Source organism: Pseudomonas arabinosi (assembly GCF_047758675.1).
Taxonomy (GTDB): Bacteria; Pseudomonadota; Gammaproteobacteria; order Pseudomonadales; family Pseudomonadaceae; genus Aquipseudomonas; species Aquipseudomonas arabinosi.
On the sequence record NZ_CP180480.1, the window covers coordinates 3,661,723 to 3,687,910 of the forward strand.

22 protein-coding genes are annotated in these 26,188 nt (G+C 59.7%); 11 read left to right on the top strand and 11 right to left on the bottom strand.

Annotated features, from left to right (window positions below):
* The first annotated feature begins 15 nt into the window (after window positions 1-15).
* Window positions 16-3,570: a molybdopterin cofactor-binding domain-containing protein gene (locus ACMXYJ_RS17220; protein WP_415756125.1), complete on the top strand. Its 3,555-nt coding sequence runs from the start codon at window positions 16-18 to the stop codon at window positions 3,568-3,570.
* A gap of 85 nt (window positions 3,571-3,655) precedes the next feature.
* On the opposite strand, the gene ACMXYJ_RS17225 is transcribed toward ACMXYJ_RS17220, so the two are convergent.
* The 3 genes from ACMXYJ_RS17225 to ACMXYJ_RS17235 all read right to left on the bottom strand — a co-directional run bounded on the left by ACMXYJ_RS17225 (window position 3,656) and on the right by ACMXYJ_RS17235 (window position 6,910).
* The gene (locus ACMXYJ_RS17225; RefSeq protein WP_415756126.1) at window positions 3,656-4,312 is read right to left on the bottom strand and encodes a TetR family transcriptional regulator; all 657 of its coding nucleotides are present in this window, start codon (window positions 4,310-4,312) and stop codon (window positions 3,656-3,658) included.
* Window positions 4,313-4,365: 53 nt separating this feature from the next.
* The gene (locus tag ACMXYJ_RS17230) at window positions 4,366-5,814 is read right to left on the bottom strand and encodes a nucleobase:cation symporter-2 family protein (protein ID WP_415756127.1); all 1,449 of its coding nucleotides are present in this window, start codon (window positions 5,812-5,814) and stop codon (window positions 4,366-4,368) included.
* 202 nt (window positions 5,815-6,016) lie between these two features.
* Window positions 6,017-6,910, bottom strand: a complete 894-nt coding sequence (locus ACMXYJ_RS17235; RefSeq protein ID WP_415756128.1) for a LysR family transcriptional regulator — start codon at window positions 6,908-6,910, stop codon at window positions 6,017-6,019.
* Between the two features lie 102 nt (window positions 6,911-7,012).
* Between ACMXYJ_RS17235 and ACMXYJ_RS17240 the strand changes: the two genes are divergently transcribed.
* A complete protein-coding gene (locus ACMXYJ_RS17240) occupies window positions 7,013-8,104 on the top strand; it encodes a polyamine ABC transporter substrate-binding protein (RefSeq protein ID WP_415756129.1) in 1,092 nt (363 codons plus the stop codon).
* Window positions 8,105-8,117: 13 nt separating this feature from the next.
* Window positions 8,118-9,077, top strand: coding sequence for an agmatinase (gene speB / locus ACMXYJ_RS17245; RefSeq protein ID WP_415756130.1), 960 nt, complete (start codon window positions 8,118-8,120; stop codon window positions 9,075-9,077).
* 115 nt (window positions 9,078-9,192) lie between these two features.
* Here the strand turns inward: speB and ACMXYJ_RS17250 are convergent, their stop codons facing one another.
* On the bottom strand, window positions 9,193-10,245 hold the full coding sequence (locus ACMXYJ_RS17250) for an aldo/keto reductase (RefSeq protein WP_415756131.1): 1,053 nt from the start codon (window positions 10,243-10,245) through the stop codon (window positions 9,193-9,195).
* Window positions 10,246-10,449: 204 nt separating this feature from the next.
* Here ACMXYJ_RS17250 and ACMXYJ_RS17255 point away from each other — a divergent pair, with 204 nt between their 5' ends.
* From ACMXYJ_RS17255 to ACMXYJ_RS17275, 5 genes are all read left to right on the top strand, one after another.
* Window positions 10,450-11,166, top strand: a complete 717-nt coding sequence (locus ACMXYJ_RS17255; protein ID WP_415756132.1) for a helix-turn-helix transcriptional regulator — start codon at window positions 10,450-10,452, stop codon at window positions 11,164-11,166.
* A 52-nt stretch (window positions 11,167-11,218) separates the two neighbouring features.
* Window positions 11,219-11,560 carry a nuclear transport factor 2 family protein gene (locus ACMXYJ_RS17260; RefSeq protein ID WP_415756133.1) on the top strand — a complete coding sequence of 114 codons (342 nt, stop codon included), beginning with the start codon at window positions 11,219-11,221 and terminating at the stop codon, window positions 11,558-11,560.
* Window positions 11,561-11,586: 26 nt separating this feature from the next.
* Window positions 11,587-12,705: a cell division protein ZapE gene (gene zapE / locus ACMXYJ_RS17265; protein ID WP_415756134.1), complete on the top strand. Its 1,119-nt coding sequence runs from the start codon at window positions 11,587-11,589 to the stop codon at window positions 12,703-12,705.
* A gap of 16 nt (window positions 12,706-12,721) precedes the next feature.
* Window positions 12,722-13,303, top strand: a complete 582-nt coding sequence (locus ACMXYJ_RS17270; protein ID WP_415756135.1) for a DinB family protein — start codon at window positions 12,722-12,724, stop codon at window positions 13,301-13,303.
* A 113-nt stretch (window positions 13,304-13,416) separates the two neighbouring features.
* Window positions 13,417-13,908 (top strand): GNAT family N-acetyltransferase, encoded by a 492-nt coding sequence (locus ACMXYJ_RS17275; protein ID WP_415756136.1) that lies wholly within the window; start codon window positions 13,417-13,419, stop codon window positions 13,906-13,908.
* A 48-nt stretch (window positions 13,909-13,956) separates the two neighbouring features.
* Here the strand turns inward: ACMXYJ_RS17275 and ACMXYJ_RS17280 are convergent, their stop codons facing one another.
* The 4 genes from ACMXYJ_RS17280 to ACMXYJ_RS17295 all read right to left on the bottom strand — a co-directional run bounded on the left by ACMXYJ_RS17280 (window position 13,957) and on the right by ACMXYJ_RS17295 (window position 18,783).
* The gene (locus ACMXYJ_RS17280; protein WP_415756137.1) at window positions 13,957-14,163 is read right to left on the bottom strand and encodes a hypothetical protein; all 207 of its coding nucleotides are present in this window, start codon (window positions 14,161-14,163) and stop codon (window positions 13,957-13,959) included.
* 96 nt (window positions 14,164-14,259) lie between these two features.
* Entirely contained in the window at window positions 14,260-16,497 is a 2,238-nt protein-coding gene (locus tag ACMXYJ_RS17285) for a TonB-dependent siderophore receptor (RefSeq protein ID WP_415756138.1), read from the bottom strand.
* A 168-nt stretch (window positions 16,498-16,665) separates the two neighbouring features.
* Window positions 16,666-18,399 (bottom strand): phosphoethanolamine transferase CptA, encoded by a 1,734-nt coding sequence (locus ACMXYJ_RS17290; protein WP_415756139.1) that lies wholly within the window; start codon window positions 18,397-18,399, stop codon window positions 16,666-16,668.
* 201 nt (window positions 18,400-18,600) lie between these two features.
* Window positions 18,601-18,783 carry a DUF6026 family protein gene (locus ACMXYJ_RS17295; protein ID WP_415756140.1) on the bottom strand — a complete coding sequence of 61 codons (183 nt, stop codon included), beginning with the start codon at window positions 18,781-18,783 and terminating at the stop codon, window positions 18,601-18,603.
* Window positions 18,784-19,055: 272 nt separating this feature from the next.
* Between ACMXYJ_RS17295 and gnd the strand changes: the two genes are divergently transcribed.
* Genes gnd through ACMXYJ_RS17310 form a run of 3 tightly spaced genes read left to right on the top strand, consistent with a single transcriptional unit; the run spans window position 19,056 to window position 22,374 of the window.
* A complete protein-coding gene (gene gnd / locus ACMXYJ_RS17300; protein ID WP_046054127.1) occupies window positions 19,056-20,036 on the top strand; it encodes a phosphogluconate dehydrogenase (NAD(+)-dependent, decarboxylating) in 981 nt (326 codons plus the stop codon).
* Window positions 20,033-21,556 (top strand): glucose-6-phosphate dehydrogenase, encoded by a 1,524-nt coding sequence (zwf, locus tag ACMXYJ_RS17305; protein WP_415756141.1) that lies wholly within the window; start codon window positions 20,033-20,035, stop codon window positions 21,554-21,556. The genes gnd and zwf overlap by 4 nt, the downstream gene beginning before the upstream one ends.
* Window positions 21,553-22,374: an HAD family hydrolase gene (locus ACMXYJ_RS17310; protein WP_415756142.1), complete on the top strand. Its 822-nt coding sequence runs from the start codon at window positions 21,553-21,555 to the stop codon at window positions 22,372-22,374. The genes zwf and ACMXYJ_RS17310 overlap by 4 nt, the downstream gene beginning before the upstream one ends.
* A gap of 117 nt (window positions 22,375-22,491) precedes the next feature.
* Here the strand turns inward: ACMXYJ_RS17310 and nhaB are convergent, their stop codons facing one another.
* The 3 genes from nhaB to ACMXYJ_RS17325 form a co-directional block, all read right to left on the bottom strand.
* Complete coding sequence (nhaB, locus tag ACMXYJ_RS17315; RefSeq protein ID WP_415756143.1) at window positions 22,492-23,994, bottom strand: sodium/proton antiporter NhaB; 1,503 nt, start codon at window positions 23,992-23,994, stop codon at window positions 22,492-22,494.
* A 78-nt stretch (window positions 23,995-24,072) separates the two neighbouring features.
* Window positions 24,073-25,362 (bottom strand): hypothetical protein, encoded by a 1,290-nt coding sequence (locus ACMXYJ_RS17320; RefSeq protein ID WP_415756144.1) that lies wholly within the window; start codon window positions 25,360-25,362, stop codon window positions 24,073-24,075.
* A gap of 239 nt (window positions 25,363-25,601) precedes the next feature.
* Entirely contained in the window at window positions 25,602-25,871 is a 270-nt protein-coding gene (locus ACMXYJ_RS17325; RefSeq protein WP_008149930.1) for a hypothetical protein, read from the bottom strand.
* Between the last annotated feature and the right edge of the window lie 317 nt (window positions 25,872-26,188).

Genomic DNA, 26,188 nt, shown 5'->3' on the forward strand with positions numbered 1-26,188 from the left:
CGTGGATCGATGACCATGACTGACGCAATCCCCACCCGCGACCAATGGCTGGCCAAGACCGGCGTTCTGCTGATCGTCGACGACATCCTGCCGCCATCAGGCCCGGTGGCCAAAGGCGGTACGCCGCTGATCAAACCCAAAGAGCTTGGGTTGTTCATCGCCATCAGCGATGACGCACGGGTGTATGCCTTCAACGGGCATGTCGATCTCGGCACCGGCATCCGCACTTCGCTGGCGCAGATCGTCGCCGAAGAACTGGACTTGCAACTGGAGCAGGTGTGCATGGTGCTGGGCGACACCGAGCGTGTGCCCAATCAAGGCGCGACCATCGCCAGCGCCACGCTGCAGATTTCCGCGATCCCGCTGCGCAATGCGGCTGCCGAGGCCCGACGGTTTCTGCTGGAGCGGGCGGCAGAACGCTGGTCGGTGGAGGCGGGCAGTTTGACGGTCGAGGCCGGGGTGATTGTCGCAGCGGACGGACGCACCATGTCCTACGCCGATCTGGTGCGCGGTGACCATGTTGAACTGCGCCTCTCCGGCACCGCGCCACTCAAGTCTGCCGAAGACTATCGGCTGGTCGGCAAGGGCTCCGCGCGGGTGGATATTCCGGCCAAGGCCACTGGCGAACTGACTTACGTCCACGACATGCGGGTGCCGGACATGCTCCACGGTCGGGTGATTCGCCCGCCCTATGCAGGGCTCGATTGTGGTGACTTCGTCGGCAATAGCCTTTTGGAGGTCGACGAGGCATCCATCGCGCATATCCCGGGGATCGTCGCGGTGGTGGTGATCCGTGATTTCGTCGGGGTGGTGGCGCTACGCGAAGAGCAGGCGATCAAGGCCGCCCAGACGTTAAAAATCACATGGAAAGCCTGGAACCATAAATTGCCGGACATGAGCAATGTCGAGCAGGCCATCCGCGATAACCCGCGAGTACAGCGCGTCGTTCTCGATCAGGGCAGCGTCGACGACGCCTTGGCCGGGGCCCATCAGCGCATGCCGCGCACGTATCTGTGGCCGTATCAGATGCATGGCTCCATCGGCCCGTCTTGCGGGTTGGCGGACTATCAGCTGTCGGGCATTCGCGTGTGGTCCGGTAGCCAGAATCCGCATTTGCTGCGGGCGGATCTCGCCTGGTTGCTGGAGTGCGCAGAAGAATCAATCGAGATTATTCGCATGGAAGCGTCGGGCTGTTATGGGCGTAACTGTGCCGACGATGTCTGCGCCGATGCCTTGCTGTTGTCCCGTGCCGTGGGCAAACCGGTCCGGGTGCAATTGACCCGGGAGCAGGAGCACCTGTGGGAACCCAAGGGCACCGCGCAACTGATGGACGTTGACGGCGGCTTGAACGCCGATGGTGGTGTGGCGGCTTACGATTTCCAGACCAGCTACCCGTCCAACGGCGCGCCGACCCTGGCCTTGCTGTTGACCGGACGGGTCGAGCCGGTGGCGGCGATGTTCGAGATGGGCGATCGCACGTCGATCCCGCCTTATGACTTCGAACACATGCGCGTGACCATCAATGACATGGCGCCGATCGTCCGGGCTTCGTGGATGCGCGGGGTGTCGGCGCTGCCCAACACCTTCGCCCACGAGTCGTACATCGATGAACTGGCGTTCGCGGCGGGCGTCGATCCGGTGGAGTACCGACTGCGCTATCTGCGCGATGAGCGCGCCATTGACCTGGTGAAATCCACCGCCGAGCGCGCCGCCTGGACCCCGCGCACCGCGCCGATGCAAACCCCGAACGATGATCAGTTCCTGCGCGGTCGCGGCTTTGCCTATGCGCGCTACATCCACAGCAAATTCCCCGGGTTCGGTGCGGCGTGGGCCGCATGGGTGGCGGACGTGGCGGTGGATCGCCAGACCGGTGATGTGTCCGTCACGCGGGTGGTGATCGGTCATGACTCGGGGATGATGATCAACCCGGCGGGCGTACAGCATCAGATCCACGGCAACGTCATTCAGTCCACCAGCCGGGTGCTCAAGGAGCGTGTGACCTTCGAAGAGTCCACCGTCGCCAGCAAGGAGTGGGGCGGTTATCCAATCCTGACCTTCCCTGAAGTGCCGCAGATCGACGTCATGATGATGCCGCGTCAGGACCAGCCGCCCATGGGCGCCGGTGAGTCCGCCTCGGTGCCGAGCGCGGCGGCGATTGCCAACGCTATTTATGACGCCACCGGGATTCGTTTTCGCGAACTGCCGATTACCCCGGAGCGGGTGCTGGCGGCGTTGAACGCCGGCACCTGTGACGAGCCACCGAAGTCGCCGGCCAAACGCTCGAAATGGTTGTTCGGCTCTCTGTTTGCGGCGTTCGGCGCGGTGCTCGGTATGGCCGCGACAGCGTGGCCATTTCACGGTGAAATCGCGCCGATTGCCCCGCCAAGTGCTGGCACCTGGTCGGCGGCAACCCTTGAGCGCGGGCGTTTGCTGGCGGCCGTCGGCGATTGCGCGGTGTGCCATACCGCGCCCGGCGGCGCGACCAATGCCGGAGGCCTGGCGATGCAGACACCCTTCGGCACGCTCTATAGCAGCAACATCACACCCGACGTGAAGACCGGCATTGGCAGCTGGTCGTACCCGGCGTTCGAACGTGCGATGCGCGACGGCATCGGCCGCGACGGACGCAATCTGTATCCGGCGTTTCCCTACACCGCGTTTCGCAATATCAACGATGCCGACATGCAGGCGCTGTATGCGTACCTGATGTCGCAAGCGCCGGTCAGCCAACCGGCGACTGCCAACGACATGCGTTTCCCGTTCAATCTGCGGCCGTTGATGGCCGGGTGGAATTCGCTGTTTCTGCGCCGGGGCGAGATCAGCGTTCAGCCAGAACGTAGCGAGCAATGGAATCGAGGCGCTTACCTGGTCAACGGTTTGGGGCACTGCGCCGCCTGCCATTCGCCACGCAACCTGATGGGCGCGGAGAAGGGCGGTGCATCTTTCCTGGCCGGTGGCAGCGTCGATGGCTGGGAAGCGCCGGCGTTGAACGGCTTGTCGAAAGCGCCAACGCCGTGGACGGAGAATCAGCTGTTCGACTATCTCGGCACCGGCTATTCCGACGCCCATGGCGTGGCGACCGGGCCTATGGGGCCGGTGGTCAGTGAACTGGCGAAATTGCCCAAGACAGATATCCGCGCGATGGCGGTGTACCTGGCGTCACTCAACGGCGCGCAGGCTGAAGCGCAAGTGGTGGAGAAAGCCACCCGGCCGTCGCCAGTCGCGAGCCTGTCATTGAGCAACGGTCAGCGGGTGTTTGAAGGTTCGTGCAAGGCCTGTCACGCGGATGGCCTGGGGCCGAAACTGTTCGGTGTGAGTCCGTCTCTGGCGAGCAATACCAATGTGCACAGCGATCAACCGGACAACCTGATCAAGGTCATACTGCAAGGCATCGATGCACCGGCCACCAAGGACCTGGGCTACATGCCCGGTTTCAAGGACAGTTTGTCCAATACGCAGGTGGCGGAACTGGCGGCGTATTTGCGTAATCGGTTTGCGACCGCTGCGCCGCAGTGGCAAGGGTTGGAACAAAAGGTTGCACACTTGCGGGCTAATCCAGGGAGCCATTAAAAGCATCGCGAGCAAGCTTTGCTCCTACAGGAGAAAATGCAGATACCGTAGGAGCAAGGCTTGCCCGCGATTGGGGCCGGCACATTCACCCCAAATTCTGCTCGGGCAACCGCATAACCCCCCGCACCACCAGATCCTTGATAAACCCCAACCAATCCTCCCGCTGCCCCTTGTCCGCCAGATCCTCCCCCAGGAAGGAACTGAGGGTGTGCTGGTTGGAGTTATAGAAGTAGCAAAGCGAGGCGATCATCAAATACACATGCTTGATGTCCAGATCCTGACGAAACAATCCCTGAACCTGACCCGCCTCAATGATCGGGCGCAACACGCCGACCGCTTCTCCCGACAACCGGCGCAACTCGCTGGACTGTTGGGCGTGCTTGCCGTTGTGCAGGTTTTCGTTGCTGAGGATGGCGACGAATTCCGGGTGTTCGACGTAGTAGTTCCAGACGAACGTCACCAGATCCTGCAGAGCCACCAGCGGTGTGCGCAGGTCCAGCTTGAGTTGGCTTTCGGCTTTGTTGAATTGCTCGTAAGTGTGTTCCAGCACGCAGATGAACAGCTGCTCTTTGCTGCCGAAGTAGTAATAGAGCATGCGGTCGTTGGAATCGGCTTCGCGGGAAATGCTTTCCACCCGCCCCCCGGAGTAGCCGTCGCGGGTGAACACCTTCACGGCCGCTTCGAGAATCCGGGTTCGGGTTTGATGGGCCTGAGCGGCCCGGATGCCGGTTTTCTTGTTCAACGTGTGGTCAACCTTCTACCAAGCGGAGTCGCAACGAATGTAGCACGGTCCCATCAGCGGTTCAGGCTGGCGGCGGTTTCAGTGGCCGGCGGATTTTCCATGACTTGCAGGATCGAGGCTTCCGGATCGAAGTCATCTTCTTCCAGCTCAATGAATTCTTCAGGCAGGAAGATATTCAGCACGATGGCGCACAATGCGCCGACGGTGATCGGCGATTCGAAGATGTTGTGCAGCGCCTTCGGCAACTCGCGCAGCACTTCCGGAACCGCCGCGACACCCAGGCCCATGCCGAGGGAAATCGACACGATCAGCATGTTGCGCCGGTGCAGGCCGGCTTCGGCGAGGATCTTGATCCCGGCGACGGCGACGGTGCCGAACATCACCAGTTCAGCGCCACCCAGTACCGGTTTGGGCATCAGTTGCAGTACTGCGCCGATCATCGGGAACAACCCCAGCAGCACCAACAGACCGGCGATAAAGAACGCCACGTAGCGGCTCGCCACACCCGTGAGCTGAATCACGCCGTTGTTCTGAGCGAAGGTCACCATCGGCATGCTGTTGAACACGGCGGCCATGGCTGAGTTCAGGCCGTCGGCGAGTAGGCCGGACTTGATCCGGCGGATGTAGATCGGGCCTTTGACCGGCTGCCGGGAAATCATCGAGTTGGCCGTCAAGTCACCGGCGGCTTCCAGCGGCGACACGAGGAAAATCACCGCCACTGGCACAAACGCCACCCAATCGAAGTTAAAGCCGTACTTGAACGGCACCGGTACGCTCATCAGCGGTACGTCGGGCAGGCTGGCGAAGTTGACGTCACCCATCAGCCAGGCCACGAAATAGCCGAGGGTCAGGCCGATGACGATCGCCCCGAGGCGCAGGAACGGCACATCGACCCGGTTCAACACCACAATCGTTCCGAGCACCAGGGCCGCCAGGGCCAGATGACTGGCGGCGCCGAGGTCCACCGCACCGAAACCACCCGCGATGTCGGTCATGGCGACTTTGATCAGCGACAGGCCCATCAGCGTGATGATCGTGCCGGTCACCACCGGGGTGATCAGCATCCGCAATTTGCCGATGAACTGGCTCAACACCACTTCGATGAAGGCGGCGAAAAAGCACACACCGAAGATCGTCGACAGGATCTCATCGGTGCCGCCACCCCGGGCCTTGACCATGAAGCCGGCACTGAGAATCACGCTGATGAATGAGAAGCTGGTGCCTTGCAGACACAGCAGGCCGGAACCGATCGGGCCGAAACGTCGTGCCTGAACAAACGTGCCCAACCCCGAGACGAACAGCGCCATGCTGATCAGGTACGGCACTTCGCTTTGCAGACCGAGGGCGCCCCCCATGATCAGCGTCGGGGTGATGATGCCGACGAAACTCGCGAGTACGTGTTGCAGGGCGGCGAAGACGGTGGCGGTCAGATGCGGGCGATCGTCGAGGCCGTAAATCAGGTCGTTATTGCGCGGGGCAGGGGGTTTTTCAGAGGCGGTCATGGTGATGTGCGTGCCAGAAGGCGGGCCGGGTCAAAAATGGAGGCGCAGGATGCCAGCAGCGGGCATCGAGGGCAACGCACAACGCACTGATCGTTCCCACGCTCCCGCGTGGGAATGCCTCACCGGACGCTCACCGGACGCTCTGCGTCCGCTCTTGGACGCGGAGCGTCCCTGGCTGCATTCCCACGCGTGGGAACGATCATCAACCGAACGCCGCGAGTAAATCCTCTTCAAAGGCTTTCTGTGCATCCCCCGGCACCTGGGCGCGATGGCGGGCCAGGTGGAACGCCACGTCGAAACTCATATCGGCACGGCGCACCGCCCGCAGCAATTCCTTGTCTTCCCAGCTGCGGGCAAAGTGTTCGGGTAAATAACCGACATGTTTGCCCGAGAGAATGAAGGCGAGGGTGCCTTCGACTTGTTCCGAGCGCGCCGAACACATCTTCCCCTGGAAGGGCTCGTCGCTGCGCAGGAAGCGGTAAGGGTGATCGACCCGATCACAGGCCTGTAGCGCTAGATCATCAGGCGCATCGTCGGTGAACAACGGATGGCCGGGGGCGCAATACAGGTGCTGGGTTTCGGTAAACAGTTCGCGGTAGTCAAAAGCGCTTTGCACTTGGGAGAAATAGCCGATCGCCAGGTCCAGTCGTTGTTGCAGCAGCAACCGTTCCATTTCGCCGGGCATCGCGCTGATCAATTCGATGCGTACCGATTCGTCCCGTTCACGAAAGCGCCGGATCGCATCGGCCACCCGTTGCAGCACGGATTGATCGAGTGCTTCGGACAGCCCCAGCCGAACCTCGCCGATCAAGCGCCCGGCCACGCCGTTGGATTGATGGCGGAAGGCTTCGATGGACTCGAAGAGGCTGCGAGTCGCACTCAGCAGTTGCTCGCCCTTGGGCGTGATCTTGAAACCACCCTTGCCACGACTGCACAGGCGATACCCGAGTCGGGTTTCCAGTTTGGCCATTTGCTGGCTGATGCTCGACTGGCTCAAGCCCAACTCACCCTGAGCCGCGCTGAAACCGCCGCACTCCACCACGTTGACGAACAGGCGCAGCAGTTGCAGATCGAGATCGTGGAGTTGGCCGAGCATCAAACATTACTCCGGGATAAAGTCAGGATAACTAACTTGGTATTTTTCCAATGTATCCGACGACGCATTCTGCATCCACTTCATCTGGTCAGGTGTTTCGTCATGGCTCCCATGTTCAAGCTGTGTTTGCCCGCGCTGTTCCTCGCCATGGCTGTATCGGCCCAGGCCGAGGAAAAAGTCCTCAATCTCTACAGTTGGTCCGATTACGTAGCACCTGAAACCTTGCAGCGTTTCGAACAGGAAACCGGTATCCACGTGCGCTACGACACGTTCGATTCCTCGGAGGTGCTCGAGACCAAGTTGCTTACCGGTGGCAGCGGTTATGACGTGGTCGTGCCGTCTTCCAGTGTGCTGGCCCGCGGATTGGCAGCCGGTGCGTTGAAAGAGATTCCCCACGAAGGCCTCAAGGGTTACGCCAACCTCGATCCGGATTTGCTGGAAAAACTCGCTGCCGTCGACCCCGGCAACCGCTATGGCGTGCCCTACACCTGGGGCACCTTGGGATTGGGGATGAATGTCGAAGCCGTGAAGCAGCGTTTGCCGGACGTGCCGCTCAACAGCCTGGACCTGCTGTTCAAGCCTGAGTACGCCAGCAAACTGAAAGATTGCGGTATTGCCATTCTCGACTCGCCTCAGGAAGTGATCGGCCTGGCGCTGCATTACCTCGGTAAAAATCCCTACAGCACTGACAAGGCTGATCTGTCAGCTGCCGAGGCGTTGTTGCATCAGCTGCAACCCAATGTGCTGTACGTCGCGACCGGTCGGCAGATCAGCGATCTGGCCAACGGCAGCGTATGCCTGGCGCTGACTTACAACGGTGACGCCAGCATGGCCGCCGATCAGGCGCGCAAGGCCAACAAGCCGTTTGAAGTGGCGTACCGGATTCCGAAAGAGGGCACGCTGGTCTGGCAAGACAACCTGGCGATCCCCAAGGACGCCCCACACCCCGAAGCTGCCCGCGCCTTTGTCGAGTTCATGTTACGCCCGGAATCCGTTGCGGCGCTGACCAACGAACTGTTCTTCGCGACAGCCAACCAGGCCGCAACTCCGCTGGTGGATGAGGCCGTGCGCACCGACCCGGATATTTACCCGCTGCCTGAGGTGCGTGACCGGCTGTACGCCGACCGCAGCATGAGCCTCAAGGACCTGCGTCAACGCACTCGCTTGTGGACCACTTTCCGTAGCCGCCAATAATAAGGAACCTGAGATGGACGTCCCGATGCAAAACGATCAGGCCATGACCCGCGACAGCCTCTACGGCACTGCCGCCGAAAGTACCTACGCCGGTATCACCAGTTTCATGCGTCGACGCTACAGTCGCGACTTGCGCGGCGTCGACGTAGCGGTCAGCGGTGTCCCGTTCGACACCGCCACCAGCAACCGCCCCGGAGCGCGTTTCGGACCACGGGGCATTCGTGCCGCGTCCACCGGGATCGCCTGGGAACGCCACTGGCCGTGGACCTTCGACCCGTTCGATCATCTGGCGGTGATCGATTACGGCGATTGCGACTTCGACTACGGCACACCGCAGTCGGTGCCGGAAAGCATCGAAGCCCACGCCGAACACATCCTCAACGCCGGTAGCGCGATGCTGACGTTCGGCGGTGATCACTTCATCACGTATCCGCTGCTCAAGGCCCATGCGCGCAAACATGGTCCGTTGTCGTTGATCCACTTCGACGCCCACAGCGACACCTGGCCGGACGAAGACGGCAAGCGTGTCGATCACGGCACGATGTTCTGGCACGCGGCCAAGGAAGGTTTGGTGGATCCGTCGCGTTCGGTGCAGATCGGCTTGCGTACCACCAATGATGATCATCAGGGTTTCCAGGTGCTGGATGCGCGACAAGTGCATCGACGTGGTGTTGATGAAATTGTCGAGGCCATTCGGGCTCGGGTCGGTGATCACCCGGTGTACCTGACGTTCGACATCGACTGCCTCGATCCGGCATTCGCTCCAGGCACCGGAACGCCGGTGTGCGGTGGCTTGAGCACGGTGCAGGCGCTGGAAATCCTCGGTGGCTTGCGCGGGATTAATCTGGTGGGAATGGACGTCGTGGAAGTGGCACCGGCCTACGACAGTGCGGACATTACCTCACTGGCGGCGGCGACGTTGGCGATGGAAATGCTGTGTTTGTATGCGGCTAAACATAAGGTCGATTGGTAACACACAAAACAAAATGTGGGAGCGGGCTTGCTCGCGAAGGGGACATAACATTCAACATTTAAGCTGAATGTCAGTCCGCTTTCGCGAGCAAGCTCGCTCCCACATTTAATCTGTGTCAGGCCACTGGAATGATTGGCAGATCCAGGGTTTCAGCCCCGGTAAATCGTGCCGCCGACCCGGCAATGGATTCATGGGGCACGCCCATCTCCACACCACTGACCCCATCAAGCCGCGACAGCTGTTCAGCACTCAATTGCACACTCAACGCACCCAAGGTCGCATCCAGTTGTTCACGGGTGCGTGAGCCGAGAATCGGAATCAGTGCCGTGGTCGAACGCTTGGCTTTTTCCCGCAGCCAGGCAATGGCGACGTGCGTCGGGCTGGCGCCCAGTTCTGCGGCGACGGCTAGCAACGTGTCGAGCAGGGCGGTTTCACGGGCACTTTTCTCGGCGTGAATCAGCATCCCGAGTTTGGCGGCGCGGTTGTCGCCATCGTTGGTGCGGTACTTGCCAGTGAGGAATCCGCCACCCAACGGTGACCATAACGTAGCGGCCAGGCCCAAGGCTTCGGCCATCGGCAGTTGTTCACGTTCGGCCGTGCGTTCGGCGAGGCTGTATTCCACCTGAATCGCAGCAATCGGCGAGAAACCACGAACCTCGGCCAGCAAATCGGCCCGAGCGATGCGCCACGCCGGGAAGTTTGACAGCCCGGCGTAGTGAATTTTGCCAGCGCGCACCAGATCGTCGAAACCGCGCAGGATTTCTTCCATCGGCGTCACGCCATCGCTCATGTGGGCCCAGAACAGATCGATGTGGTCGGTGTTGAGTCGTTTCAGGCTTTCTTCCACGGCGCGAACCATGTTCTTGCGGTTGTTGCCAGTGTGGGAAATGCCCGCAGCCGGCGTGGTCCCCAAGGTGTATTTGGTGGCGATGACCAAGCGATCCCGTTCCGCTGCGATGAACTCGCCGAGCATGGCTTCCGACTGGCCGGCCTGATAGCCGTTGGCGGTGTCGATGAAATTGCCGCCGGCCTCCAGGTAGCCATCAAAAATGCGTTTGGCTTCGTCGCGCTCGGCGCCATGGCCCCAACCGGTGCCGAAATTACCGGCGCCCAACGCCAGTTCCGAGACCCGTAAGCCGGTTTTGCGGCCGAAGACTTTGTAATGCATGGGATGACTCCTGAAGGAAAAGACGTTGGGCTCGAATATAGATGTCTAGCGACATGTATTTAATATGATGCGAGTAATATTTGGCGTCAAGGCGCTTTTTCATTCGCGAGAGAAGGGCCGACCAGCGGCCCCATCGCTACTGCCACTTTCTGACAGGGTGCTCTGCTAAGCTCCGACAACTTTTACGGACAGAGCCTGCCGATCGTGTCGCGGACCACTCGTTTACTGACCTTGTTGCAAGTGCTGCGCGGCAAAAGTCGTCCGGTGACCGCGGCGACGCTTGCCGGCGAACTGGAGATTTCCGAACGCACGCTGTACCGCGACATCGCCGAACTCACCGCCCTCGGCGCGCCAATCTACGGCGAAGCGGGGATCGGCTATGTGTTGCGCAGCGGTTTGTTTCTGCCGCCGTTGATGCTCAACGCCGATGAAACCGAAGCCATCGTGCTGGGGTTGCGCTATGTGGATCAGCGCGGCGATGAGGTGTTGAGCAAGGCTGCGGCGGATGCGCTGGCCAAGATTGCTGCGGTATTGGCGCCTGAAGCGCTGGACGCGTTACGCAACCCGACGGTGTTGCCGGGGCCGCCCGGTTATGGCTTCGCGCCCAACGCCGTGCCACTGAATGTGTTTCGCCAGGCCATCCGCGATCAGGTCAAGCTGCACATCGACTACGCGGACGCCAACCAGGTGCCCAGCCAGCGACTGATCTGGCCGCTGGCCCTGGGGTTTCTCAACGAGGTGCGAATCATCGTCGCCTGGTGTGAGTTGCGCAGTGCCTACCGAACCTTTCGCACCGACCGGATCTCGGCGGCGAACGAGCAGGGCGAGCGTTATCCGGGGCGACGCAGCGACCTGTTGCGCACCTGGCGCAAGCAGATGCAGCTGGACGAAGCAGGGCGCTTCACTCCTGACAAGAACTGACACAGGCTTGTTTTAGCATGGCTCCAGAATCAACAAACAAGGAGCCGTAACCATGTCCAATCCCGCCTCTCCACTGGCCCCCGCCATCGCCGCCTACATTGCTGCCGCCAATGCCCGCGATACCACGCGGGTCGCCAGTTTTTTCGCTGAGGATGCCAATGTGTTCGATGAAGGCCAGCACCAGGTCGGCACTCAGGCCATCGCGCAATGGATGCAAGACACCGCCCAGCGCTACCAGCCACGGGTTGAAGTGCTCGACGTGCAACTGCGCACCGGCAAAGTGCTGGTGCATAACCTGATCTCCGGAACGTTTCCCGGCAGCCCGCTGGAATTGCGTTACATGTTTCGCCTGAATGAACAGGGCAAGATTGCCCGGCTAGACATCTCGCTCTAACCAGGGCGCATGGCATACTGCCGCGCATGAATGTCGACTCCCCCTTAAGCGCCTGGCAACACGCCATCGAACAGAAGGGCTTCGTCCAGGACGAAGCCCAGGAACATGCCGTGTGGGCGCTGCAGAAATGCTACGAAGCGCTGCATGAAGGGCGCACGCCGATCACTGGCGTGTACCTCTGGGGGCCGGTCGGGCGCGGCAAGACCTGGTTGATGGACCAGTTTTACCAAAGCCTGAAGGTCCCGGCCCGCCGCCAACATTTCCACCACTTTATGGGCTGGGTGCATCAGCGTTCGTTTCAGCTGACCGGCACCGCCGACCCGTTGAAGGCGCTGGCTCGCGAACTGAGCGAGGAAGTGCGGGTCCTGTGCTTCGACGAACTGTTCGTCAACGACATTGGCGACGCCATCATTCTCGGGCGTTTGTTTCAGGTGATGTTCGAGCAGGGCGTGGTGGTGGTCTGCACCTCCAATCAGCCACCGGATCAGCTGTACGCCGACGGCTTCAATCGCGACCGGTTCGTGCCCGCCATCGAGGCCATCAAGAAACATATGCAGGTGATTGCGGTGGATGGCGGCGAAGATCATCGTCTGCACCCTGGCAAAGGTTTGCAACGCTATTGGGTGGCCGCGCCCGGGCAGCCCAGCGCTCTGGGTGAAGTGTTCAAGGCATTGACCGTCGGCCAGTCGGTATCCAGTGACCCAATCAAGGTGGGCTACCGTTCACTCAATGTCGTGCAGGCCAGTCCAACCGTACTCTGGACTCGTTACGCCGACCTCTGTGAACAGCCGTTTGCCGCCATGGATTTCATCGCCCTGTGCGACACCTTCAGCGCTATTCTGTTGAGTGACGTGCCCAACCTCAGCGCGCAAAAGCGCGAAGGGCGCATCGCCCGAGGCACTGAAGACGGCATCGAGCGGGTGGTGGCGGGCGATCGCGAGTTGCCGCAATTGTCGGTGCATGACGACGGTGTACGGCGTTTCATCGCCCTGGTGGACGAGTGCTACGACCGCAAGGTGCCGCTGTGCCTCGAAGCGCAGGTGCCCATGGAATCGTTGTACACCGAAGGTTATCTGGAGTTTCCGTTCCGCCGCACCCTCAGCCGTCTACAGGAAATGCAGCTGCAACGTTTCGCCGAAGCTTGAACAAGGAGCCGCGAACATGAACCAGCCTCTGTCGCACCATTTGCTGACCATGGCCTATCAGAACGCCTGGGCCAATCATCGCCTCGCCAAGGCCTGGAGCCAGTTGAGCCCGGCCGAGCTGGCGGCGCCGCGGGTCAGCTTCTTTCCCAGTCTGCGCGCTACCCTCAATCACATCCTGACCTGCGACTGGTTTTACGTGGATGCGCTGGAGCGGGAGTTGCGCGGCGATGACCCACATCCCGAATGCTATGTGTTTTTCAACCAGGACGAGCCGTTTACGCACGCAATAGACCTCAAGCGCGAACAAGCGCTGGTGGACCTTCGACTGATCGCCTATTGCGAGCAAATGCGCGATGCAGACCTCGGTAAGATCGTGACCATCGCCCGAGACACGCCGCAACATGACAGCCGCTTGCGCCTGCTGTCCCATCTGTTCGAGCACCAGATCCATCATCGTGGGCAGGTTCACGCCATGCTCAGCGGCACCTCGGTCAAACCACCGCAACTGGACGAGTTTTTCTGTGCCGGTGAGTCAGGCCTGAGGGCTGAGGATTTTGCCGAACTGGGGTGGACCGAGGCGCTGATCTGGGGCGCTTGAGCGAAAAATTACAGCAGGATCCGGTTGTCGACACGGCTGTGCCCGCGATATTGTCGGTCGGCCTTTCAGTGCGAGATGCGCTGGGGCAACTTAATGTGCGAACGAGGGTGGAAATGGAATCCGCAGAAATTCTTGTGCTTCAGGCCAGTTACACCAATCCGGTGCATGCCGAGGCTATTGGGCTGGTGCTAAATGCTTACGCCGAAGACCCGATGGGTGGCGGCCACTCGTTGCCCGCCGACTTGTTGAAGCAACTGCCGGCGGAACTGGCCAAACGTCCCCACGCGTTCAGCGTTCTGGCGTTTGTCGATGGCGAGCCGGCCGGGCTGGTCAATTGCTTTGAAGGTTTCTCGACCTTAGCCTGTCGGCCGTTGGTCAACGTGCACGATGTGTGTGTGGTGTCGAAATTTCGTGGCTTGGGGTTAAGCCAGAAGATGCTGCAAAAGGTCGAGGACATCGCCCGCCAGCGCGGTTGCTGCAAAATCACGCTGGAGGTGCTGGAAGGTAATGCAGTCGCCCAGGCTTCCTATGGCAAGTTCGGTTTTGCCGCAGGCATGTTCGACCCGGCGCACGGTCGGATGCTGTTCTGGACCAAGGCGCTTTAAGGCGTTCCGGGCATAAAAAAAGGGCGTCCATCAGGACGCCCTTTGTCGTTACGGTTTGTAGTGCTCTGTCACTTGCGCGGTTTGATCATTTGGAACCCTGATTTCAGCAGCGTTGCTGGCATTACTTTGATTCGCCTCTTGGCTGAGCCGCAGGCTCTCAAAGTAGTACCGCATGCGTTCAGCGCCACCTTCGGCGAATGCAGCGGTTGAACTGAACATCATCAGGCCGGCGAGGATCATGGTTGTACGTTTCATGGTGTGCCCCACTACGAGTTGTCGGGTCCTTTCGTCCATGAAGCAATGTCGAAAGGACATTATCCGCCGATTCCGTCAAATGGGAATTACCTGCGCCTAGAGCTTCCAGTCCAGGCTCAGGGTCACTGTGCGTGGGTCACCCCAAAACACACCGTTATAGAACCCGACGTTGTCGTAATACTTCTTGTCGAACAGGTTATCGACGTTCAGCGAGGCCGACAGGTGCTTGTCGAACTCATACCGCGACATCAGTTTGACCACGGTGTAGGCCTCCTGCCGGATCTTGGTCCTTTCGGTGATCACCGCACCGTCGGCACTACGTCCCACCGGACGGTTGGCGGCGCGGAACACATCGCTCTGCCAGTTCACCGCGCCACCCACGGTCAGTGCCTGCCAGTCGCCGGGCAGACGATAGGCCGAGGAGAGCCGGAACATGTTCAGCGGCTGGTTGGTATTGGCGCGTTTCTTTTCGCCATTGGCCGAGTGGGTGTAGGTGTAGCCGGCCGTCATGTTCCAGCCGGCCATGACCTCGCCCGAGACCTCGGCTTCGAAACCCTGAACCTTGTTGCCTTTGCCGCCTGACTTGAAGAACTCCTCGCCGGTGACCGGGTCCGGTGGCACCGAATCGTCGAGTTCGGCTACGTTGTCCTGTTTGCTCCAGAACAGCGCGGTAGCCACGTTGAGGCGTTCTTCCAGCAGACTGCCCTTGAGCCCCAGCTCATAGTTGCTGCCCACCACCGGTTCGAGGTATTTGCGACTGCTGTCGCGATTGTCTTGCGGGTTGAAGATGTCGGTGTAACTGACGTACGCCGTGTATTCGGGGGTGAGGTCGTAGAGGAGCCCGGCGTAGGGCGTCCACATGTCGTTGTGCTCCTGGCTTGTCGCATCGACGCTGCTCAGGTGCAAGTTGTTGTCGTACTTGTTGGTCCTGCTCGACACTTTCCAGCTGCCATAACGACTGCCGAGTACGGCGTGCAGGTCATCCGTCAGGCTCAGGCGAGTGGCCAGGTAACCGGCCTTCTGGCGGGTACTGTCTTTTGAACCTGAAAGATTGGTGACGGTGTCCGGAAACTTGGCGATGTCACCCATGTATTTCCAGTCGCGGATTCTTTCGTAATCCGCCGCCCTCGGACCGTCCACCATGTAGGGGGAATCTTCCCGGCGCTCGGCCTCGCCATAGCCGATCATCATTTCGTGTTCCCGTCCGAACAGCGAGTAAGGGCCGGCCACGTTGAAGTCATAAGCCTTCATTTTTTGCGTACTGAGCATGTGGCTGACGTTGGCGCTCATGCCACTGCGATCTGCCTCGGGGAAACCCCCACCGCCGTAATAGATCTTGCCGTCGGTGTCGCTCTCGCGATGGGTGTAGGCGGCTTTGGCATGCCAGCCGGCACCCAATTGGTGTTCCAGCGTGGCGAACGCGGTTTTGTCCTCGAGCGGCCAGGAACTCCACGACGTGGCCATGTTGGTGGAGCGTCCGAGGTTGGCCTTGCCACCGTCAGCGTTCCAGTACGGCACCGTGCCCCAGGACGTGCCCTGGACGTGTTTGTTCTGATAGTCGTAACCCACGGCCAACACGGTGTCATCGGTCAGGTCGGCTTCGAGAATGCCGTAGCCGACTTCCCGTTGTTGCTGGTACTTGTCGCGGAACGAATCGCTGTCGCGATAGGCCAGCACGCTACGTCCACGCAAGCGTCCGTCGAAAGCCAGCGGGCCGCCGACATCCAGATAACTGTAGTAGTCGTCATAACTGCCGCCGCTGACCCCGGTCCGGACTTGCCACTGCGCCGTCGGTCGTTTACGCACCATGTTGATGGTGGCCGACGGGTCGCCCGCGCCCGTGGTCAGGCCGGTGGCACCGCGAACCACTTCGATGCGGTCGTAGATGATGGTGTCGGAATCGGACTTCATGTAGCTGAAGGTGTTCAGCATGCCGTCGATCTGGAAATTGGTGATCGAGTAACCCCGGGACGAATAGCTGACCCGGTCCGAATCGTTGTGCTGAACGACTACGCCGGTGGTCTGGCTCATGGCTTCGGACAGCGTACCAAGTTTGAAATCGTCCATTTGCTGGCGCGTGACCACGGACACCGATTGCGGCGTTTCCTTGATCGACAGGTTCAAACGCGTCGCAGTGCTCATGGCGCCGGTGGTGTACGACTCGGTGTTTTCGGTGGTGCTGCCCAAGCCTTGGGCGGTGACATTGGTGGCGCCCAGTTCGAGGGTACGGCCGGGCTCTTTGTCAGGACCGGTTTCAGCCAGCAAGTCGGGGCACAGGGCGGCACTGCACAGGCCCAGGGTAAAGGTCATGGAACGGGTGATAGGCGCGAACATCGCAGCCGACTCCTTATCTTCGAGGGAAAAATTCCGTTTGTTCAAAGACGAAGAGGGAAGGAAGGATTTAGCGATTAACGAGAATTATTGTTATTTGTAAATGTTTCCGACAACGCAATTGCGCCATTGGCACAGTGAAAAAGGGGCTGGAACCGGCCCCTGAAAGGATTACTGCTGAATGGCTGCCACCGCTTTGGGTTTCATCAGGCTGAAGTCGATCAACGCCTTTTGCTCGCGCTCATAAGGATTGCCGATCATCAATGGCCGTGGCTTGAAACTGTCGCTGACCAGGCTCTTGCTGCGATCCAGTTCATCGAAGCTCAGACCCGCCAGATCAGCCCAGGTGTGGATCAGGTGCGAGCTGCTGTAAGGCCGCCCCAGATCGCCGGCAAAGCTCCAGTCATGGTTTTCGCGCCATTTCGGCGAGGCCCAGGCCATGAACGGAATGGTGTACATCGGCGCCGTCGGTTTGCTTTCGTTGCGGCCAAGGGTGCTGTGGCCAGGAGAGTCGAAAACATCTTCACCGTGGTCGGAGAGGTACAGCAGGAACCCGTTGGGATCGGTTTTGGCGTAGTCCTTGATCAGGCTCGAGACCACGAAGTCGTTGTACAGCACCGCGTTGTCATAGCTGTTGTACGTTGGCACCTGATCGTCGCGCACGCCGTCCGGAACGCCTTTGCGGTCCTTGAACTTATCGAAGGACGACGGATAACGGTATTGATAGCTCATGTGCGTGCCGAGCAAATGCACGACGATCAGCTTGCGCGGCGCAGCGTCGGTCAATGCCTTGTTGAACGGCTCGATCACGTCGCCATCGTACTGGGCGGCATTCTGGTTGCGGTTGTTGTTCAGGTACACCTGCTCGTCGGCCTGCTCGGAGAAGGTCGTCAGCATGGTGTTGCGCTTGGTCATGGTCTGCTGGTTGGTGATCCAGAAGGTCTTGTAGCCTGCCTGTTTCATCATGCTGACCAGCGACGGGGTCGACAGGTACAGGTCCGGGTTTTCTTCGTCGGCGAAGGTCAGAACCTGCTGCAACGCCTCGATGGTGTAAGGGCGCGGGGTGATGACGTTATCGAAGACCGCCAGTTGATCCTTGAGCTTGTCGAGCTCCGGGGTGGTTTCCCGAGGGTAGCCGTACAGGCTCATGCGCTGACGGTTGGTGGACTCGCCGATCACCAGCACCAGGGTCGCCGGCTGATTGGCCGCCGAATCCTTGAGATTGTGCAGCGGTGGAATCTTGCTGGCGCTTTGGAGCATGTCTTGCATGCCGGCCAGGGTATCGAGATAGCGGTGATAGGCCACGGCCATCTGCCAAGGCACAGCGGGCTCGATGCGGCTTTCGAACTTTTCGAAACCACCGGCAAGGCTGCCAGTACGCGCGGTTTGCTTGATCAGCGGATAACCGACGACGGCGACCACAATCGCCGTTGCAGCCACCAGTGCCCGACCGCGAGGCATGTACACCGGGCGCAAGCGAGTCCAGAGGAAGTAAGCGAAAGCGGTGTGAGCGAGGAACGCAGCCACCATCCACCAGGCAAAGTACTGAGTCATGTACTCGCCGGCTTCAGAGACGTTCGACTCGAACATAATGAAGATGACGCTTTGGGAAAACTCCTGCTGATAGATGAAGAAGTAACCCAGGCTGGCCATTGAACAGGCCCATAGCACCACACCGATCAGTGCAGCCATGACACGTGTTTGTTTGGGGAACAGCAGCATCGGCGCAAGCCAGATGGCGCTCATCACAAAGGCCTGGCGGAACCCGGCAAAACCGGAGGTGCCTGTCAGTTGGATCAGAAGTTGGGTAATGCCGGAAAAATACCAGAAGAACAGAAACAGCCAGAGAAATCCTGTCCAGTCGAAACCTTTCGCAGACGTATTGCTGCGTTTAAACAAAGCCATTCAGCGCTCCAGCCAGTAATCACTTTCATCATCGGGACATCAATATCACCGACGAACAGGCACCGCGCGGATACCGAGCGGCCATAATGAGCCGGAGTATCAACAAGCGGGTGTGAAAACTTTGTGAGTTGCCGGGTTGGTCAAAAGGGGGGATGGCAGGTCGGAAACAGCAGAGGGCTGCTTCCGAATCAAGCGAGGGGATCAGGCGTGAGGCACACGGTGAGTGACGGGCAAAGGCTGGGCCTGATTGCTTTGTGTCAACAAGCGCAATTGCGCGAGCTCCTGCTTCAACTGGTCGCGCTCGTCTTTCAACTGGCGCAATTCATCGCGACGAATCGTGACGTAAAGGGTTTGTGCTGGCCGTGCTGCATATACTGTGCCCATTGCTCACCTCGCAAATGGCTGCCTCAACTGTAAACCTGCCCCGACATCGGGTGCTGACTTACTATCGGCGCTGATTTTGATTTCTTTTGCCCCAGAAGGGAACTTTTTTATTTTCCATGGTCGTTGTGTCTTCGGCGCGATTACCGACGTTATCAATCTGGATCGGGCACAATGCCCGGAAACTATGTGCCCCGACGCTGGACTAAGTCGAATAAGTCGCGTTTGGGCTATAACCTTTGACACACATTATTTGTAGTAGGGAGCATCAGCACATGCAACTCGGGATTATTGGACTGGGCCGCATGGGCGGCAATATTGCGCGGCGCCTGATGCTCAACGGGCATACCACCGTTGTTTACGACCGCAATACCGCCTTTGTCGACACCCTGGCCGCAGAAGGCGCCTCTGGCGTCATCGACCTGCCGGCGCTGGTCGCTGGCCTGGCCAAGCCACGTGCGGTGTGGGTCATGCTGCCGGCTGGCGCGCCGACCGAAGACACCATCGACACCCTGAGCACCCTGCTCGAAGCGGGCGATACCATCATCGACGGCGGCAACACCTTCTATAAGGACGATATCCGCCGGGCGAAAACCCTGTCGGAGAAAGGCCTGCACTACGTCGACGTCGGCACCTCCGGCGGCGTCTGGGGCCTGGAGCGTGGTTACTGCATGATGATCGGCGGCGAAGCCGAGGTGGTTAAACGCCTTGATCCGCTGTTCGACAGCCTTGCACCGGGCCTGGGTGACATTCCTCGCACCAAGGACCGCAAGTCCGAAGACGATCGTGCCGAGCGCGGTTACATCCACGCAGGCCCGGCCGGTTCGGGCCATTTCGTGAAAATGATCCACAACGGCATCGAATACGGAATGATGCAGGCCTTCGCCGAAGGCTTCGACATCCTCAAGACCAAAGCCAGCACCAACTTGCCGGAAGACCAGCGTTTCGACCTGAACGTAGGCGACATCGCCGAAGTCTGGCGTCGTGGCAGCGTCGTGTCGTCCTGGTTGCTCGACCTGACCGCCGACGCGCTGGCCAGCGATCCGAAACTCGACGGTTACTCCGGGTCGGTCGCTGATAGCGGTGAAGGTCGCTGGACCATCGAAGCCGCCATGGAGCAATCGGTGCCCGTGCCGGTGCTGTCGAACTCACTGTTCTCCCGCTACCGTTCGCGCGGGCAAGGCACCTTTGGCGACAAGATTCTCTCGGCCCAACGCTTCGGCTTCGGCGGCCATGTGGAGACTTCGAAAAAATGACCCGTCTGATCCGCAATAAATCCAAGGCAGAACCCGCACCACCGACCACGCTGTTTCTGTTCGGTGCCCATGGTGACCTGGTCAAGCGTCTGCTGATGCCGGCGCTGTACAACCTGAGTCGTGACGGTCTGCTTGGGGATGGACTGCGGATCATCGGCGTTGACCACAACGCCATCACCGATGAAGCCTTTGCGAAAAAACTCGAAGACTTTATTCGGGCCGAGGTGGCCGCCAAGGTCGGCAAGGGCGATCAAGCCCTTGACCCGGACTTGTGGGCCAAGTTGGCCAAAGGCATCAGCTACGTCCAGGGCGACTTCCTGGACGACAGCACCTATCAAGCCCTGGCGGCGAAAATCGCCGCCAGCGGCACCGGCAATGCCGTCTTCTACCTGGCCACCGCGCCACGTTTCTTCAGCGAGGTGGTGCGTCGTCTCGGCGCCGCCGGCTTGCTCCAAGAGTCGCCAGAAGCATTCAGAAGGGTAGTGATCGAAAAACCCTTCGGTTCCGATCTGCATACTGCCGAAGCCTTGAACGCTTGCTTGCTCAAGGTGATGTCGGAAAACCAGATCTACCGGATCGATCACTATCTGGGCAAGGAAACCGTGCAGAACATTTTGATCAGCCGGTTTTCCAACAGTCTGTTTGAAGCGTTCTGGAACAACCACTACATCGACCACGTACAAATCACCGCCGCCGAAACCGTTGGCGTAGAAACCCGTGGCAGTTTTTATGAACACACCGGCGCCTTGCGGGACATGGTGCCCAATCACCTGTTCCAATTGCTGGCGATGGTTGCGATGGAGCCGCCGGCCGCCTTTGGCGCCGATGCGGTACGTGGCGAGAAAGCCAAGGTGGTCGGTGCGATTCGCCCCTGGTCGGTCGAGGAAGCGCTGGCCAACTCGGTGCGCGGCCAATACACAGTTGGTGAACTCGACGGCAAGGAGTTGCCGGGGTATCGCCAGGAAAACAACGTGTCGCCCGACAGTAATACCGAAACCTACGTCGCGCTGAAGGTCATGATCGACAACTGGCGCTGGGTCGGCGTGCCGTTTTACCTGCGCACCGGCAAGCGCATGAGCGTGCGCGATACCGAGATTGTCATCTGCTTCAAGCCGGCGCCGTATGCGCAGTTCCGCGATACCGAGGTCGATGAGTTGCAACCGACCTATTTGCGAATCCAGATTCAACCCAACGAAGGCATGTGGTTCGACCTGCTGGCCAAACGGCCCGGCCCGGCCTTGAAAATGGCCAATATCGAACTGGGCTTTGCCTACAAGGATTTCTTTGAAATGCAGCCGTCCACCGGCTACGAAACCCTGATCTACGATTGCCTGACCGGCGATCAGACGCTGTTCCAGCGCGCCGATAACATCGAGAATGGCTGGCGCGCCGTGCAGCCATTCCTCGACGCCTGGCAGCAGGACGCGAGCGTGCAGAGCTATGCCGCTGGCGAAGACGGCCCGCAGGCTGCAGAAGATCTCCTGACCCGCGACGGTCGCGTCTGGCACGGCCTCGGATGAGTGATACAACGCCGCAAACCATCCGTTTTCTGCTCAGTGATATGGACGGCACCTTGTTGCTGCCCGATCACAGTCTCAGCCAGCGCACGATTGAAGCGGTCCGTTCCCTGCGCGAGGCGGGCGTGTTTTTCAGCCTGGCCACCGGCCGTCCACCCAAAGCCATGTTGCAGCAGATTGAAGCCCTGGGCGTCGACTTGCCAACGGCAGCCTTCAATGGCGGCACCATCGTCAATCCGGACGGCAGTTTGCTGGTCGCGCATTACTTGCCGGCGACGGCTGCGCTGACGGCATTGGCGCTGTTTGCCGACCGGCCGGACATCGAAATCTGGGTGTTCAGTGGCGGCGACTGGTTGCTGAAAGATCCGAACGGCCCAATGGTGCCTCGTGAACAGCACGGCCTGGGTTATCCGCCAGTGGTGGTGGAGAGTTTTGAGCCGTACCTGGAACACATCGACAAGATCGTCGCCACCAGCAACAACACGCAGTTGTTGATTGAGCTGGAAGCGCTCCTGCTGCCCAAAGTGGAAGGCCAGGCACAGGTCTCCCGTTCACAGCCGATTTATCTGGACGTGACCGCGATGCAAGCCAACAAGGGTGCAGCGCTGGCGACACTGGCCGAATTTCTCGGTGTGCCGCTGGAGCAGACCGCGGCGCTGGGCGATGGCGGCAACGACCCGGCGATGTTTCACCGAGCCGGGTTGTCAATTGCCATGGGGCAGTCGGAAGAGGCGGTGAAGCGCCAGGCGGACGTGGTGACGGGCGCCAATACCGAGGACGGCGCGGCGCAAGCTATCGAGCGCTACATCCTCCCTCACTAACAACACACAACCCCTGTGGGAGCGAGCTTGCTCGCGATAGCGGTCTGTCATTCAGCAATGATGTTGGCTGACACGACCTCATCGCGAGCAAGCTCGCTCCCACATTTTGTTCCGGGTTTACAGCCAGAAACTCACTGCATACCAGCCAAGCACACCCATCACCACGGTGTACGGCAACGCCATCCACACCATCCGCCCGTACGACAGTCGAATCAGCGGTGCAATCGCCGAGGTCAGCAAGAACAGAAACGCAGCCTGACCATTGGGCGTCGCCACGCTCGGCAGGTTGGTGCCGGTGTTGATCGCAATCGCCAGCGTCTCGAAATGCTCACGGCTCATGTGGCCGGAGATGAAGGCTTGTTTGACTTCAGTGATGTAAATGGTCGCGACGAACACGTTATCGCTGATGGCCGACAGCAAGCCGTTGGCAATAAACAGCATGCCCGGCTGTTGATCCGCTGGCAGCGCCAGCACCCACTGGATCAAAGGCGTGAACAGCTCCTGATCGTGAATCACCGCCACCACCGCGAAAAACACCACCAGCAGCGCTGTAAACGGCATGGCGTCCTTGAACGCGTTGCCGATACGGTGCTCGTCGGTGATGCCAGTGAATGCGGTGATCAGCACGATCACCATCAAGCCGATCAGGCCGACCTCAGCAATATGGAAAGCCAGCCCCGCAATCAGAATCAGCGCCGCCAATCCCTGCACGATGAGCGCTGCACGTTGGCGCGAGGTGCGTTCGGCATTGTCTTCGGCGGCGTAATTGGCCAGGACCGCACGCACGTTGTCCGGCAACAGCGTGCCGTAACCGAACCAGCGAAGTTTTTCCAGCAGGACGCAGGTCACCAGGCCTGCCACCAAGACCGGCAATGAAACCGGGGCGACTTTCAGAAAGAACTCAAAGAAGTGCCAGCCCATCTCGTGGCCGATCAACAGGTTCTGCGGCTCACCGACCAATGTGCAAACACCGCCCAGCGCGGTACCCACGGCGCCGTGCATCAGCAGACTGCGCAGAAAGGCGCGAAATTGTTCGAGGTCGGCGTGATGGAGTACGGGCAGGTGCTGATCATCGCCAAACTCGCTATCCTGACGCGGATCGTTGCCGGAGGCGACGCGGTGATACACCGAGTAAAACCCGACGGCTGCACTGATGATCACGGCGGTCACGGTCAAGGCATCAAGAAACGCTGACAGAAACGCCGACAGGAAGCAGAACATCAACGCCAGCAGTGCCTTGGAGCGAACCCCGAGCAGTAGTCGTGAGAACAGAAACAGCAGCAGGTCTTTCATGAAGTAGATACCGGCCACCATGAACATCAGTAGCAGGATCACCGGGAAGTTGTGCACCAGCTCGTCGTAGAGTGCCTGGGGCGTGGTCATCTTCAGCAACAGTGCTTCGATCAACAGCAGGCCACCGGGCATTAACGGATAACACTTGAGCGCCATGGCCAGGGTGAAGATGAACTCCAGCACCAGCAGCCAACCAGCCGCTACCGGGCCGACGGTCCACAACACCAGTGCGTTGAGAATCAGGAAACCGACAATGCTTGCCTTGTACCAGCGGGGTGAATGCCCGAGAAAATTGTGCGCGAACGCCTGAGCCATTGAACCGGGCATCGGCTACTCCTTGTATTAAGAAGCGCGCAACTTGCCGTAAGCGGAAGCGAAGATCAAGTGTAGGAAAACTGTGCAGGCCTAACCCAGATAGCGTGCGACGATCGCTCGATAGTTGCCGTCCAGTGAATAGCCTCCGACGACAATGTTTCCGTCGGCCTGCATGACCACAGAAGTCGCGGTATCCAGGCTGCGGCCAAGGCGGGTGCGAACCCAGCCGGTGCCATTGCCGAAGCTGCGATCGAGCTGCCCGTCGGGCAGATGCCGCGCCAGAATGAAATCCGCCTCGACGCCGCCGATCGTGGCCCCGACCGTCACCACGCAGCCGTCCGGCAGTGCCTGTGCGTCGGTCCACTGACAGCCGCTGTGACCGATCCCCAGCAATTGGGCCTGTCCCCCATTGCAATGAATGTCCGGGCGACCGTTGCTGTGTACTTTCAGTGCCAGGCAATGCATCGGGTCGCGGCTGCTGCCAAAACACTGCACATCGCCATTTTCCTGTTGGACGATCTGGCTGACCTGAGCGCTATACCCACGTGCCTTGAAGGTCATGAAACCATCCACGGCGAAACAATCATCGAGCCTGCCGTCGGTGTGATAGCGGGCCAGCAAACCTTCTTCGGGAAAATTGATCGACCCGCCCACCAGGATCCGGCCGTCTCGTTGCACGATCAGGCTGCTGAGCCAGGTGTTCATCAGCAAGTGCCTGACAATCACAAAGCCACGACCGTTGAAGGTGTCGTCCAACGAGCCGTCGGTGTTGAGGCGTATCAGCATGCCGACATGATCGGCCAGTTCGAAGTGATGATTGGCTTGCAGCAGGATTCTGCCGTCCTCCTGCACGCAGATATCACAGGCTTCTGCGCCCGGTACGCCGGGGGGTAGCCAGGAGTCACGCACACCTTGGGAAAGGTCTCCCGGTAGTCGCACGACGCAGCGGCCATTGTCGCCAAAACATTGAGCCGGTCGACCATGCGGGTCAAACAGGGCGAGGGCGGGCAGTGTCCGGTGAGCATTTTCGTAGTGCAGGCCGGCCACCAGAATGTGCCCATCGGGCAGTACGTGGACTTTGCCGGCCATGGCCTCGTAGCCGTGTTGAAATTGCCCGATGACGCTGCCTTGATTGCCGAATGCAAGATCCGCCGAGCCGTCCTCGAGCAAGCGAGCCAAACCGAAGCGACTGCCGCCTGGCGTTCCGACCTTGGCCGCCACGAGCAGCCTGCCACGTGAATCAATCGCGACGCCGTTGGCCATACTTGAGAGGCTGCCAGCGAAATACACCTGGGTTTTGCCAGACGAGGCAAAGGTTGTATCAAGTTTGCCGGCGTTGTTCAGGGTTGCCGGTATTGCAAACGCGGTCTGGATTGACATGCACGCAGCTCCTTGCGAGTCGTCCTGAACCGGGAGTTTGGGCGGCGACTGTATAAGGAAACATTCAACCCCTGAACGGCTGAATGCACAACTGTCATAACTAACAGGCGGAGGGTCGCTGTGTGCCAGAACAGTGTCTTTTCGACCCACTGACAAGCCTGCCAAGTAGTTAGGCGAGTGCAGTTTCGAACATTAATCGGGGGAGGGCGCGGGTCACCGTTTGGTAACCCGCAAAACGCTTAGTGTGGCATCGACCACGATTGGAGTTTGTAACCCTCCTCGCTCAATTCCGCACGTGCCGCTTCAAGCAGGCATTCAAGTTGCGCAGGATCGGTATAGGCACTGCTTGGGATCTGCTTGCGGCCGATGCTGCGGGTGTTGGTGCGATCGATAACGGTCAGGCTGAGTTCGCCATTGCCGTCTTGTGGGGCCCAGGCCACGCATTGGAACGGTTGGAATGCGCGGTCGGCAATCAAAAGAGCTTCGTTGATGCGGAGCGGGGCGTTCATGGGTTTTCTCTCTGTATGCCCAATCAAGTAATGTGCCGTCGGTTGGGCTTACCGTTCGGCTGGTTACTTGTACTGATGCCCGCAACCGGGGGGCGGGTCACATACAATTAAAAGAAATATCAACTTTCTTTCATTGGCTCAAGGTGTGGACCGGATTTGAAAGCTGAATGAAAGGAAGGACTCGTTAGGTAACTAACTAAGTCGCTTCTTATAACTAATTACGCAACCGCTCTATAGTCAAACGGTACAAGGTCACGTCAAATTATTGCTAACGTTACAGCCAGGTCCGCCAAACGACTGTTTTTAATAATATTTCA